Below are 13,115 nucleotides of genomic sequence, written 5' to 3' on the forward strand. Positions count from 1 at the left end.
CGCTTGGGCCAAACTGCTCCAAGTCATAAAAACCCCGCGGTGTTTGCACGCAAACTTCGCGGCCAAAGCGCTTGAGCTAGACCCTGCGCGGGCTGTGGGCCATGACCAACCGGTCATCACCGCCAGCAGAATGTTTGCGCGGCCAGGATCGCCCGGAAAGTTTTGTATCGACCACCCGGCATTGGGATTTGCCCGACTCCCCGCAGCACCCTAGAATGCGCCGATGCGCGATGATCTCTCCCTTTTGCTGAACTCCCTCAACGATGCCCAACGCCAGGCTGTCGCAGCCCCCGTTGGCCGTCAGTTGGTCCTGGCCGGTGCTGGCTCCGGTAAAACCCGAGTGCTGGTGCACCGTATCGCCTGGTTGATCCAGGTCGAAAACGCGTCCCCGCATTCCATCCTGTCGGTGACCTTCACCAACAAGGCCGCTGCCGAGATGCGTCACCGCATCGAGCAGTTGATGGGCATCAGCCCGGCCGGCATGTGGGTGGGTACCTTCCACGGCCTGGCGCACCGCCTGTTGCGGGCGCACTGGCAGGAAGCAGGGTTGAGCCAGACCTTCCAGATTCTCGACAGCGATGACCAGCAACGCCTGGTCAAGCGGGTGATCCGCGAGCTGGGCCTGGACGAGCAACGCTGGCCGGCGCGTCAGGCGCAATGGTTTATCAACGGTCAGAAAGACGAAGGCCTGCGCCCGCAACATATCCAGGCCAGCGGCGATTTGTTCCTGGCCACCATGCGCAGCATTTATGAAGCCTACGAGGCCGCCTGCGTGCGCGCCGGTGTGATCGACTTCTCCGAGCTGCTGCTGCGCGCCCTCGACCTGTGGCGCGACAACCCAGGCTTGCTGGCCCATTACCAGAAACGCTTCCGGCACATTCTGGTGGACGAGTTCCAAGACACCAACGCCGTGCAGTACGCCTGGTTGCGCCTGCTGGCCAAGGGCGGCGACAGCTTGATGGTGGTGGGCGACGACGACCAGTCGATCTACGGCTGGCGCGGCGCGAAAATCGAGAACATCTACCAGTATTCCGACGACTTCCCGGACGCGATCACCATCCGTCTGGAACAGAACTACCGCTCCACCGCCGGCATCCTCAAGGCTGCCAACGCCTTGATCGCCAACAACACCGGGCGCATGGGCAAAGAACTCTGGACCGACGGCGGCGAAGGCGAAGCGATCAACCTGTACGCCGCGTTCAATGAACACGACGAAGCACGCTACGTGGTGGAAACCATCGAAAGCGCGTTGAAAACCGGCCTGGCGCGCAGCGATATCGCGATTTTGTACCGCTCCAACGCCCAATCGCGGGTACTTGAGGAAGCCTTGCTGCGCGAGCGCATTCCGTACCGCATCTATGGCGGCCAGCGCTTCTTCGAGCGTGCTGAGATCAAGAACGCCATGGCCTACCTGCGCTTGCTCGAAGGCCGTGGCAACGATGCGGCGCTGGAGCGGGTGATCAACATCCCGGCGCGTGGCATCGGTGAGAAAACCGTTGAAGCGATTCGCGACCACGCTCGCCACGCCGATGTGTCGATGTGGGAATCCATGCGTTTGCTGATCGCCAACAAGGGCCTGACCGGCCGCGCCGCCGGGGCGCTGGGCGTGTTTGTCGAGTTGATCGAGAACCTGGCGGCCAAATGCGCAGAAATGCCGCTGCACTTGATGACCCAGACGGTGATCGAGCAGTCCGGCCTGATCGCCTATCACGAAGCGGAAAAAGGCGAGAAAGGCCAGGCCCGGGTAGAAAACCTTGAGGAACTGGTCAGCGCTGCCCGCGCCTTCGAAAACACCGAGGAAGATGAAGAACTGACGCCGCTCGCCGCCTTCCTCGGCCATGCGTCGCTGGAAGCCGGTGATACCCAGGCCGATGAGCATGAAGACAGCATCCAGCTGATGACCTTGCACAGCGCCAAGGGCCTGGAATTTCCGTATGTGTTCCTGGTGGGCATGGAAGAAGGCCTGTTCCCGCACAAGATGAGCCTGGAAGAGCCCGGCCGCCTTGAGGAAGAACGCCGCTTGGCCTACGTGGGCATCACCCGCGCCATGCAGAATCTGGTGATGACCTACGCCGAGACCCGACGCCTGTACGGCAGCGAGACCTACAACAAGGTATCGCGCTTCGTACGTGAAGTGCCGAAAGGTCTGATCCAGGAAGTGCGTTTGTCCAACAGCGTCAGCCGACCGTTCGGCGGCGGCCAGCAGCAAAACTCCAGCAGCATGTTCGCCGGCTCCGAAATACCGGAAACCCCGTTCAGCCTTGGCCAGCAGGTCAAGCATGCGATCTTCGGCGAAGGTGTGATCCTCAACTTCGAAGGCGCCGGCGCCCAGGCACGGGTACAGGTGAACTTCGCCGAGGGCAGCAAGTGGCTGATGATGGGCTATGCAAAGCTCGAAGCCGTCTGACGAGGGCGCCTCATGATCGTTCCCACGCTCCGCGTGGGAATGCATCCAGTGACGCTCTGCGTCCCCCCTTCAAAGCGGGACGCGGAGCGTCCCAGGCGGCGTTCCCACGCAGAGCGTGGGAACGATCTGCGGTGGTGCCCTTGTTTTTAAGCAGTACGGGCCAATATCTGAGATAAGTCCTACGGGCCATTCTGAATCGGTCTTACGCAAAAGCCCGAAACATTATGTCGCTAGCCACTGTCACGACACCTGTGCAACATGGCGCGCGTGCAATCCACAAATGGGAATTCCCTTTATGAAACGTTTTCTTAGCATCGCCATGGCGTTGTGCATCGGCCTGACGATGAGCCTCGACGCCAACGCCAAGCGCTTCGGTGGCGGCAAAAGCATGGGCTCGGCGCCGACTCACCAGACCAGCCAAATGGCTCCTTCCGCCGGTGGCGTGGGCGGCGCAGCCGCGACCGCAGGCGCAGCCGGTGCTGCTGGCGCTGCCGCCAAGGCCGGCGGTGCTTCGCGCTGGTTAGGCCCACTGGCCGGTATCGCCGCCGGTGGCCTGCTCGCTTCCATGTTCATGGGCGGCGGCTTCCAGGGCATGCAGATCTTCGACATCCTGATCCTGGCGGTCATCGCCTTTGTGATCTTCCGCTTTATCGCCGCCCGTCGACGCAAGCAGCAGGAGCACCTGGCTCCAGCCGGCGCGCCGATGCAGCGTGAAGTGTTCGAGCAAAAACCAGCCATGGGCTCGATCTTCGGTGGTTCGGCTGCGCCTGCCGCCGCCCGTCCGGTGATCAATGCACCGGCCTGGTTCAACGAAGAACGTTTCGTCGAAGCGGCCCGCAGCCACTTCCAGTCCCTGCAGCAGCACTGGGACGCCAACGAAATGGACAAGATCGCCGAGTTCGTGACCCCGCAACTGCTGGAGTTCCTCAAGCGCGAACGCGCCGAGATCGGTGACGCGTTCCAGTCGACTTACATCGACGACCTGCGCGTGCAACTGGACGGTGTGGATGATCGCGCCGACAAGACCATCGCCACCCTGACCTTCAGCGGTGTGTCGAAGACCTCGCGCTTCGACCAGGGCGAAGTGTTCAGCGAAAGCTGGAACATGGAACGCCCGCAAGGCGAGAACCAGCCTTGGCTGGTCGCCGGTATCCGCCAGAACGGCTGATAACCGCACGCTTGAGCACTTGGTAATAAAAACCCCGGACATGTTCCGGGGTTTTCTATTTCGCGGTTGCACTTATAGCGAGCTACTGTATAAAACGCCCTATTAACCGCGCCAACTAGCAAGAGGATCCCGGCCGTGGAAGAAATCATCGAACAATTGCGTGAAGCCAACGAACCGGTCCCGGTTCCTCTGGAGCTGCCTGACGAAGATCAGATTGTGGAAATCGAGGAACAACTGTTCATCGACATCCCGTTTGTCTTCCGTGAATTCCTGCTGACTGTCAGCGATGTGGTGTACGGCAGCCTGGAACCGGTGACCGTCACCGACCCGCAGTCCCACACCTACCTGCCGGACGTTGCCGCCAACGCCTGGGACGCCGGTGTTGACCGCAGCATGATCCCGATCTGCCAGGACGGCGATGACTACTACTGCGTCGAAGAAGACGGCACCGTGGTGCTGTGGTCCGGCGAAGAAGAACTGGTCACCGAAGAAACCTGGGAATCGGTGTGGCACTGGGCGCGGGACGTCTGGCTGGAAAGCTGAGCCCCAAAACCTTAGGTGACCCCGCTTTTGTGGCGAGGGAGCTTGCTCCCGCTGGGCTGCGAAGCAGCCCCAACCAGGGCAAAGCGTTTTTCCAGGCGTGGCGAGGTGACTGTTTTAGGGCTGCTGCGCACCCCAGCGGGAGCAAGCTCCCTCGCCACAATGACATCAGTGCTCCGGCGTATCTTTGTGGTTATCCAGGGTCTCCAGCAAGGCGACCTGCATCCGCGTATGCACGCGGATGAACCACCGCCAGAGCACCGCCGCCACCGCCGCCGTGACCACGGCAATCAGCACCAGCAACTTGTTGGTCGGCAAAATACTCGCCGACAAGGCTGCCAATAGCAGGAAGATCACCAGCAGCGACAGGACCGGGATCACCTCTGCGATCACCCTTCGCACACGCTGGGTATGCCGCCCGGCCATCTCCGGTTTCACACTCATCTCCGCCAGCAGCATAGACAGCGCCTTGAGCTTGCGATACGCCGCAATCAGAAACGGCAGCGACAGCAGCAACGCCCCACCCCAGATCAATGCTTTCTGCCAGCTCGGATCACTGATCCAGCCTTCCAGATACCCGCCAATGCGCGCCGCGAAGAAGCTCCCGGCAAAGAAGATCGCGATCACCAGCGCCAGGTTAACCCCCACTTGCAGGATGATCTTGCGAATCATCGACGCCAGCATCGCGCCCTCACCTTGAGGCTGAATGCTGCGCAACCATTCGCCATACAGGCCGAACACCCGGCTCATGCGCTTGGGCATTACCGCGGCAATCTTCAACGACAACGGGTCAGCGCCGCGAATCAAGTACGGCGTGAGCAGCGTGGTGATCGCCGAAACCGCCACCGCCACCGGATAGAGGAAGTCGCTGGTCACCTGCAAGGTCATCCCCAGCGCGGCGATGATGAAGGAAAACTCACCAATCTGTGACAGCCCCATGCCCACACGCAGTGAGGTGCGGCCATCGTTGCCGGCAATAAAAGCCCCCAGGCCGCAGGACAGCATCTTGCCCAGCACCACCGCCACGGTAATCACCGCGATTGGCCAGGCGTACTGCAGCAGGATCTGCGGGTCGATCATCAAGCCAATGGCGACAAAGAAGATTGCGCTGAACATGTCGCGAACCGGTTCGATCAGGCGCTCAATTTTGATTAACTGGCGAGATTCGGCCATGATCGCGCCGATCAGGAACGCGCCCAGCACCATGCTGTATTCGAGCTTGACCACCAGCAGGCAAAAGCCGAAACACAGGCCCAACACGGTGATCAGCAGCATCTCGTTACTTTCAAACTTGGCCACGTAGGCCAGCAGGCGCGGCACCAGCAAAATACCGATCACCAACGCCACAATCATGAACAGCGACAGCTTGCCGACCGTAGAGAACACCTCGCCGGAACTCACCGTGCCGCTGACGGCGATGCTCGACAGCAAGGCGATGATGCCGATGCCCAGGATGTCCTCGACGATCAGCACGCCGAAAATCAGCTGGGCGAAACGCTGGTTCTTCATCTTCAGGTCATTGAGCGCCTTGACGATGATGGTGGTCGAGGAAATTGCCAGGATCGCGCCGAGGAACAGCGAGTCCATGGTGTTCCAGTCGAACCAGCGGCCGATCTCGTAGCCGATCCAGATCATCAGGATGATTTCCAGGAAGGCCGCGATAAACGCCGTGGCGCCGACCTTGAACAACTTGCGCAGGCTGAACTCCAGGCCCAGACAGAACATCAGGAAGATCACCCCAAGCTCAGCCAGGGTCTTGATGGTGTCTTCGTCGTGGATCAAACCGAACGGTGGCGTATGAGGGCCAATGATGAACCCGGCGACGATGTACCCCAGCACCACCGGCTGCTTGAGACGGTGAAACAGGATGGTGACAACCCCTGCCACCAGCATGATCACGGCCAAGTCCTGGATAAAGCTGATGGCGTGCATGGCGAGGGGCTCCTTGAGGGCTACTGGCGCTTTTCCCACTTCCGCACGCGCCCTTGAACAGTCGCGAAGCGCGGAAGGAAAAGTCTGCCTTGATCGTAAGAAATGCCCTGAGATGGGCTTTTGAAGGTTAACACCGCGACTTCCGGCAGAAAGCCGGTGCAATATATGGAAACAGATCGGCATTCGCGTGACGGCAAGCCGCCCATTGGCGTCCCGTTAGGGAGAGCGCTGTAAAGATTCCAGCACCCGTAGAGGTGTCCCCCAACCAATGCCTACAACCCGTGAGTGTGCTATGGAACCCGGAAACGCCCAGCTGTCGATGACGGTATTGATGACCCCTGACATGGCCAACTTCTCAGGCAATGTTCACGGCGGCACCCTGCTCAAGTACCTCGACGAAGTGGCCTACGCCTGCGCAAGCCGTTACGCGGGCCGTTATGTAGTGACGCTGTCGGTCGACCAGGTGATTTTTCGCGAGCCGATCCATGTCGGCGAGCTGGTGACCTTCCTGGCCTCGGTCAACTACACCGGCAACACGTCGATGGAAGTGGGCATCAAAGTGGTGACCGAGAACATCCGCGAGCGCTCGGTGCGTCACACCAACAGCTGCTTCTTCACCATGGTGGCCGTGGACGACCAGCGCAAACCCGCCGCCGTGCCGCCGCTGCAGCCGCAGAACAGCGAAGACAAGCGCCGGTTTGTACAGGCGCAGCAGCGTCGGCAGATCCGTCAGGAGCTGGAGAAGCGTTACCAGGAAATCAAGGCCGACGGGCCATAAATCCCGAGCTGTAAACCCAATCGAATGTGGGAGCTGGCTTGCCTGCGATGAGGGCCTGACAGTCGACATCTTTGTCGCCTGACACACCGCTATCGCAGGCAAGCCAGCTCCCACATTGGGTTTTGTGTGCCTATAGTTCGATCGGCGTGGCCTCGAAGCGCACGCGCGGATGCGCGATCCGATCCTAGGCCCGTACCAGCTCCAGCTCGTAACTGGCGCAGGCCTGGGTTTCCAGCAGCACTTCATGCACCGCTGCGGCGGTGAATTCAAAGGCCGCCAACAGGCTGTCACCCAACAGCACCCGCGCCAGGAATAACCCCGACGTCAGGTCGCCCACGCCCACCGGCTGACGCGGGAACGCCAGCAACGGCCGGCGCAAGTGCCAGCTACCTTCAGCGGTAACCAGCAGCATCTCGAAACCTTCCGGCAGCTTGCCCGGGTAATCCAGGTGCTTGACCAACACCGCCTTCGGCCCACGGGCCAGCAGCGCCTTGGCCATCGCCAGGCAATCGAACAACGATTGCGGCTTGCGCCCGGCAAAGCTGTCCAGCTCCAGCTGGTTGGGGCACAGAAAATCCGCCATGGCCGCCGCCTCGTCCAGCAGGAAATCGCTGACTTCCTGGGGCACGATGCAGCCTTTTTCCGGATGGCCCATGACTGGGTCGCACAGGTACAGGGCCTTGGGGTTGATGGCCTTGATACGCGCCACGCCGGTCAGAATCGCTCGGCCCTGGTCGGCACTGCCCAAGTAGCCGGACAGCACCGCATCGCAGTTGCCCAGCTCGCCTATCGCGGCAATGCCTTCTACCAACGCCGGAATTTGCTGCGGCGCCAGCACTTCGCCCGCCCACTGGCCATACTGAGTGTGGTTGGAAAACTGCACCGTGTTCAGCGGCCAGACGTTCACCCCGACGCGCTGCATAGGGAATACGGCGGCGCTGTTTCCGGCGTGGCCAAAGACCACATGAGACTGGATCGCAAGCAGATGAGGTGTGCGTTTCATGCGGGAGATTTCCGTAAAGCCGTTTGAATTCTGGCCGCGCAGTATGCGACTAAACGCAGCCTGTACGACAGACCAGAGACACAGTTAAGCTGCTCTTACTTTGTTGGAGTTCATCGCATGCTGACCCTGGGAAACATCTTCGTGTTGATGCTGTTGGCGACCGGTGCCGCCTGGGTGTGGCACAACCACGGCCTGCGCGAAAAGGCGCTGGAGCGGGTCAAGCAGCATTGCGCCAAGCTGGATATCGAACTGCTCGACGGCGCAGTGGCGCTCAAACGCATCGGTTTTGTGAAAGATGCCAATGGTCGGCGCCGCTTGGCGCGCATTTATAACTTTGAGTTCACCGTGACCGGCGAAGCCCGCCATCCTGGGACTATCACTCAGTTCGGCGCCCACAGCGCGCAGATCGAATTGGCGCCCTACCCGTTTGAGATTAAAACGCCGCTGCCCAGCGCCGAAGTCATCGAGCTGAGCCAATGGCGCCAGGATCACGCCAGCAAAACCCGTCACTGACGGCAGGCGGCCAGCGCGCTCTGTAGCCCAGCCACGTCCTGTGGCTGGCTGAAAATCAACTCGATACGTGAATCACGGCGCCACTCGCTGGGTTGCCAGGTGAGTGGACTATTATCCACAGCGTTAGCCGACACCCAGGTAACGCCGCTGTGGATAACCAGCTTGGCGCGGCGCCATTCAAGGCCTGACAGCCAGCTGTGCAGGCGCGCAATGTCGAACGACTGGCTCGGATGCCAGCGCCAACCGATACTCCAGCCGCCTTCCTGAGCCTGGCTCAAGCAAATGGGCAACGCAGGATCAGTCCAGATCGCCGGTATCTGTGCCAGGCCTTTGGGCACGTCTAAGTTATCCACAGCCGCGCCAGCCTGTTCATTCAGGCCGGGCAATTGCGTCAGCGGCAATTGCGCCTGGCGGGTCCAGTAGATCGGGCAAGCAGGCAGTTGCTGTTCTATGGCCTGGCGCTGTGAGGCATCCAACGCTTCATCTTTGTTCACTACCAGCAAACCGGCGCTGGCCAGCGCTTCCTGCTGCGCTTGCGGCAATGCCTTACCCGCGGCCAACGCTTGGGCATCCAATACCAACACACACGGCTGAACCGCGAGCACGCCTTGCCATGGCGCCTCGCGCAACTGCTTGAGCAACTGCGCCGGATGACCCAAGCCCGAGGGCTCGATAAACAGCCGATCCGGTTTGGCCTTACGCAGCAGGCGGCCAAGCCCCACCTGGAACGGTGCACCATTCACACAGCACAAACAGCCACCGGCCACTTCGCCCAGCGCAATGCCGTCGTCGTCCTGTGTAAGCAAGGCAGCGTCCAGGCCGATTTGCCCGAACTCATTGATCAACACGGCCCAGCGCTCGTTGGCCGGGCGTTGGGCCAGCAGGTGTTTGATCAGGCTGGTCTTGCCGGCGCCCAAAGGCCCGGCAATCACGTGGGTGGGAATGTTCTGCAGCATGGGGCTTCATTCAGGCCGGGTAGAGCGCTTGATCCTACGCGGTTATGCGAGCCAATCCAGCGTCAGGATCAACCGGCGCTCGTCGGCCTTGAGTGCGGGTGAGCGATGGATCAAGCCATGGTTCTCGTTGCCGTGCCATTTTGTGCCCTTGAGCAAGGCCACTTCGCCGCAGTGGACCTGCTCGATGCGCTCGGTGGGTTCCGCGTCGGCCTGGCTGAGCTTACGCCGGTCCATCACGCCTTCGCGCAGCCACTGGCTGCCGATCCCGGCGTAGGTGGTGATGAGTCGAACCGGCACATGGTCGACGTGAAAACGCGGGCACATGGCCTTGTCCAGCAGCCGCAACCGCACGCCAATCCTCTTGGCACCGAGCAGGCAAGCAAACGCGCTGACCAACCATGACACATCGGCAATAAAGCCTTCGTAGCCTTCAAGATCGCGGCAACTGGACGCCAACCCCTGCAAATTCGGCACAGCGTCCTCATTCTCGAGTTCAATCACCATGGAGTCCGCCAACGGCTCATTGAGCGCCACCAGCAAAGCGCCGAATTCGGCGATATGCAGGGGCAACTGGCGCTGCCATAGCGCCAGGTTGACGTCGTTTTCGAGGATGTCCGACAGCGCCAGCGGGGTTTCACCACGGGTTTGCCGGATCACCGGGCGTAAGGGGATTACCGGGGCCAGCATCAGGCTACCTGCTCATACCAAGGGCCAAAAGGGTCGGCCAACTGGCGCCAACCTTCGACGCCCAGGGCCATTTCTTCATCGTTAAGCAAGCACGCGTCAAGCTCGGCGCGCATCTGCGCGAAGTCAATGTTCTGCCCGATAAACACCAGTTCCTGGCGGCAGTCGCCGGTGCTCAATTGCCAGTTGCCCATGATCGCCGCCACGCTTTCTTCATCTTGCGGCCACTGGCTTTTCGGCACAAAACGCCACCAGCGCCCGGCAAAGCCATGGCGCATCAAACCGCCGGCCTGGGACCAACTGCCCGCATCCTGATGCTTGCTCGCCAGCCAGAAAAAGCCCTTGGAGCGCAGCAGTTTGCCGTTCACCCAAGGGCGGTCGATAAAGTCGAAGAAGCGTTGCGGATGAAACGGGCGACGCGCGCGGTAAGCGGTGGAGGCGATGCCATATTCTTCGGTTTCCGGCACGTGCTCACCGCGCAACTCCTGCAGCCAGCCTGGCGCTTGCGCTGCGCGTTCGAAGTCGAAGCGGCCAGTGTTGAGGATCTTGTTCAGCGGCACTTCGCCCATCACCATCGGAATGATTTCCGCCTGCGCATTGAGGCGCTCAAGGATGGCCATCAACTCCTCGCGTTCGCGGCTGCTGATCAGGTCGATCTTGCTGATCAGGATCACGTCGGCGAATTCGATCTGCTCGATCAGCAAATCGGTGATGGAGCGTTCGTCGTCTTCGCCCAGGGTTTCACCCCGGGAAGCCAGGCTTTCGGCAGCTTGGTAATCGAGCAGGAAATTCATGCCGTCGACCACGGTGACCATGGTGTCCAGGCGCGCGATATCGGCCAGGCTTTGCTCGTTTTCATCACGAAACGTGAAGGTTTCGGCCACGGGCAGCGGCTCGGAAATGCCGGTGGACTCGATCAACAGGTAATCGAAGCGACCTTCCTTGGCGAGCTTTGTGACTTCTTCCAGCAAGTCTTCACGCAAGGTGCAGCAGATGCAGCCGTTGCTCATCTCTACCAGTTTTTCTTCGGAGCGATTCAGGGTGACGTCGCGCTGCACCTCGCTGCCGTCGATATTGATTTCACTCATGTCGTTGACGATCACCGCCACCCGCAGGTTTTCGCGGTTGCGCAGAACGTAGTTGAGCAGCGTGCTTTTACCGGCGCCGAGAAAGCCGGACAGCACGGTAACGGGAAGGCGATTGGTCATCAGGTAGTCCTCATCAGGGTTGGCCGGTCAAATCGCCCGTTTATGGCGTTCGCGCAGCTCTTCACGTTCTTTGGCTTCGATACACAGGGTGGCGGTGGGCCGCAGCAGCAGGCGTTGCAGGCCGATGGGCTCGCCGGTTTCGCGGCACCAGCCGTATTCGCCGCGGGCCAGCAGTTCGAGGGCGTCGTCGATCTTGTCCAAGAGCTTTTTTTCGCGCTCCAGCAGGCGCAGCTGCCATTGGCCCTGCTCTTCGGCGCTGCCGATGTCGGCGAGGTCGCTGTTGGTTTCCTGCTCGCGCAGCAGCAAAAATTCGGCCTCGATACGCGCCTGCAATTCGTCGCGCTGGGTCAAAAGCAGCGCTCGGAAGAAACCTTGCTGAGCGTCATTCATATAGTCGGCGGGCGGTTGGGCCAGAAGGTCTTGTTCAGTCATGGAAAGCGGTTCACGAGTCAGGCTGTTTTTTAATGTTATAGTATAACAATACAAATAAGCCAATCCCCGCTTGCTCGCCACGACGAAGGGCGCAATGCTGGAACACTTTCTTGCCCGAGAGGCGCTATGAAAACCCTGGTGTGTGCCTTGTTATTGGGCGTGGCAGGATCTGCCTGCGCGCAAACGCCGAGCCTGCTGGCGAACTGCACGCGCAGCGCCAACTTGCTAGCTTGTGTAGACCCGCTGGGCAACGCCTACAGTGTGGCGACGGTTGGCAGCACCACGTATTTGGGGTTGTACGCCGGAATCCCAGAAATTTCCGTCAGCCCAGCTCCAGTCCCGCCACGAGCGCATCCAGGTCGATGAACTTGCCGTCAGTCTGGAAGGTGTAATGCCCGTTCAGCAGGATGTGCCGCCAGGCCGCTGGCGACATCTGCGTGATCAACGCCAGCGCCTTGGCATTGCCAGCTGCCTCGTACTTCGTCAGCAGCAGGGACAGGATCGCCGAGTTGTAGAAGATGATCGCGTTGCCGATCAGCCTGGCGCACTGGTTGCTGATCTCGATTTCGATGTCGGTGCGGCCGGTCAATTCCTTCTTCCCACCGACTTGGGCGATGGTCGAGCGTAGCTGGTGATAGGGGAGCCCGCAGAATTCGGAAAAAATCGTACGCTAAGGTTTTCCGGGCAATCGTAGCGGCCTGAACTTCCCGATCTCCAGCCTGCGGCTCTGCCGCCAGACGTAATCGCCAGTCAGGTTGATGTGCTCCCAGCCCAGCGGCAATAGGTATTGCAGCAGCTCGCCGCCCACCGACTTGCCAGCCTCGACCAGCCCCAAGTGATGCACTCCAGATACATCGTGTTCCATAGCACGATGGCCGTCACCAAGTTTGGGCTTCTGGCTCTGTAGCGCTGCGGCTCGAAGTTCCGATCCTGATTTTGCCTAAAACTGGACACTAGCTATTGTCTTTGAACAACGTCGATACGGTACGGGCAACATGGTCTGCACCGTCACTGATTTCACGCATAATAGTTGTTACAGTTGCGATCTGATCGTTGTTTTCTTCGGCGCTTCTAGCGATGCTGTTCATATCTATATTCAGTTGCTGAGTAAGCTTTCCGTTAGCAGTTACCACATTCTGGATTTCCACGGTGGCACTGCTAGTTCGAGCTGCCAACTGACGAACCTCGTCGGCTACTACAGCAAAGCCTCGGCCCATTTCACCCGCTCGGGCAGCTTCAATTGCGGCGTTAAGTGCTAGTAAGTTAGTTTGTTCTGCCACGCCTTGGATGATGGTAACAATTTTCTCGATATCTTTAGCCTGAGCATTTAGCTGTGTAATCGAAATAACCGCACCGTTTATTAAATTAAATGTACCCTGAGATAGTTCAATTGAACTAGCAAGGGACTCCATGCCCCGCACGGAAATTTGAGATGTCTCCTCGGCGGTGGTGAAGGAAAGCTCTGCGGCCTGACGGATTTCATCAGCCTTATGC

At 60.0% G+C, this 13,115-nt stretch carries 12 protein-coding genes and 3 pseudogenes; 6 read left to right on the forward strand and 9 right to left on the reverse strand.

All coding sequences use genetic code 11. The annotated features are described in order from the left end of the window. The first annotated feature begins 223 nt into the window (after positions 1–223). The 3 genes from uvrD (at position 224) to P5706_RS32545 (ending at position 4,118) form a co-directional block, all read left to right on the forward strand. The gene (gene uvrD, locus P5706_RS32535) at positions 224–2,407 is read left to right on the forward strand and encodes a DNA helicase II (RefSeq protein WP_017135773.1); all 2,184 of its coding nucleotides are present in this window, start codon (positions 224–226) and stop codon (positions 2,405–2,407) included. A gap of 295 nt (positions 2,408–2,702) precedes the next feature. Next, the gene (locus P5706_RS32540; RefSeq protein ID WP_058421089.1) at positions 2,703–3,575 is read left to right on the forward strand and encodes a Tim44 domain-containing protein; all 873 of its coding nucleotides are present in this window, start codon (positions 2,703–2,705) and stop codon (positions 3,573–3,575) included. A 135-nt stretch (positions 3,576–3,710) separates the two neighbouring features. Beyond that, the gene (locus tag P5706_RS32545) at positions 3,711–4,118 is read left to right on the forward strand and encodes an SMI1/KNR4 family protein (protein WP_017135771.1); all 408 of its coding nucleotides are present in this window, start codon (positions 3,711–3,713) and stop codon (positions 4,116–4,118) included. 165 nt (positions 4,119–4,283) lie between these two features. Here P5706_RS32545 and P5706_RS32550 read toward each other — a convergent pair whose 3' ends face one another. Then, complete coding sequence (locus P5706_RS32550) at positions 4,284–6,047, reverse strand: cation:proton antiporter (protein ID WP_200431047.1); 1,764 nt, start codon at positions 6,045–6,047, stop codon at positions 4,284–4,286. Between the two features lie 292 nt (positions 6,048–6,339). Here P5706_RS32550 and P5706_RS32555 point away from each other — a divergent pair, with 292 nt between their 5' ends. Continuing rightward, complete coding sequence (locus tag P5706_RS32555; protein ID WP_003213461.1) at positions 6,340–6,825, forward strand: acyl-CoA thioesterase; 486 nt, start codon at positions 6,340–6,342, stop codon at positions 6,823–6,825. 184 nt (positions 6,826–7,009) lie between these two features. On the opposite strand, the gene pdxY is transcribed toward P5706_RS32555, so the two are convergent. After that, a complete protein-coding gene (gene pdxY / locus P5706_RS32560; RefSeq protein WP_285684581.1) occupies positions 7,010–7,828 on the reverse strand; it encodes a pyridoxal kinase PdxY in 819 nt (272 codons plus the stop codon). Between the two features lie 117 nt (positions 7,829–7,945). Here pdxY and P5706_RS32565 point away from each other — a divergent pair, with 117 nt between their 5' ends. Then, positions 7,946–8,341 carry a DUF3301 domain-containing protein gene (locus tag P5706_RS32565; RefSeq protein WP_058421086.1) on the forward strand — a complete coding sequence of 132 codons (396 nt, stop codon included), beginning with the start codon at positions 7,946–7,948 and terminating at the stop codon, positions 8,339–8,341. Here P5706_RS32565 and P5706_RS32570 read toward each other — a convergent pair. Genes P5706_RS32570 through dksA form a run of 4 tightly spaced genes read right to left on the reverse strand, consistent with a single transcriptional unit; the run spans position 8,335 to position 11,621 of the window. Further along, positions 8,335–9,297, reverse strand: a complete 963-nt coding sequence (locus P5706_RS32570) for a CobW family GTP-binding protein (protein WP_285684584.1) — start codon at positions 9,295–9,297, stop codon at positions 8,335–8,337. The two genes, P5706_RS32565 and P5706_RS32570, sit on opposite strands and share 7 nt — an antisense overlap. Positions 9,298–9,339: 42 nt before the next feature. Further along, entirely contained in the window at positions 9,340–9,984 is a 645-nt protein-coding gene (locus tag P5706_RS32575) for a DUF1826 domain-containing protein (RefSeq protein WP_200431044.1), read from the reverse strand. Further along, positions 9,984–11,189, reverse strand: a complete 1,206-nt coding sequence (zigA, locus tag P5706_RS32580) for a zinc metallochaperone GTPase ZigA (protein WP_058421083.1) — start codon at positions 11,187–11,189, stop codon at positions 9,984–9,986. The genes P5706_RS32575 and zigA overlap by 1 nt, the downstream gene beginning before the upstream one ends. A gap of 27 nt (positions 11,190–11,216) precedes the next feature. Continuing rightward, positions 11,217–11,621 carry an RNA polymerase-binding protein DksA gene (dksA, locus tag P5706_RS32585; protein WP_200431042.1) on the reverse strand — a complete coding sequence of 135 codons (405 nt, stop codon included), beginning with the start codon at positions 11,619–11,621 and terminating at the stop codon, positions 11,217–11,219. A gap of 126 nt (positions 11,622–11,747) precedes the next feature. On the opposite strand from dksA, the pseudogene P5706_RS32590 reads away from it, so the two are divergent. Then, positions 11,748–11,921 (forward strand): annotated as a pseudogene (locus P5706_RS32590) (glutamine synthetase); the annotation flags it as partial. Positions 11,922–11,943: 22 nt separating this feature from the next. Here the strand turns inward: P5706_RS32590 and P5706_RS32595 are convergent. The 3 genes and pseudogenes from P5706_RS32595 to P5706_RS37330 all read right to left on the reverse strand — a co-directional run. Beyond that, positions 11,944–12,258 (reverse strand): annotated as a pseudogene (locus P5706_RS32595) (Tn3 family transposase); the annotation flags it as partial. 33 nt (positions 12,259–12,291) lie between these two features. Then, positions 12,292–12,554: pseudogene (locus P5706_RS32600) on the reverse strand (Tn3 family transposase); the annotation flags it as partial. 20 nt (positions 12,555–12,574) lie between these two features. Continuing rightward, on the reverse strand, positions 12,575–13,033 hold the full coding sequence (locus tag P5706_RS37330) for a methyl-accepting chemotaxis protein (protein ID WP_275941885.1): 459 nt from the start codon (positions 13,031–13,033) through the stop codon (positions 12,575–12,577). Positions 13,034–13,115 lie beyond the last annotated feature (82 nt).

This window comes from Pseudomonas sp. ChxA (genome assembly GCF_030263855.1).
GTDB classification, from domain to species: Bacteria; Pseudomonadota; Gammaproteobacteria; order Pseudomonadales; family Pseudomonadaceae; genus Aquipseudomonas; species Aquipseudomonas fluorescens_CB.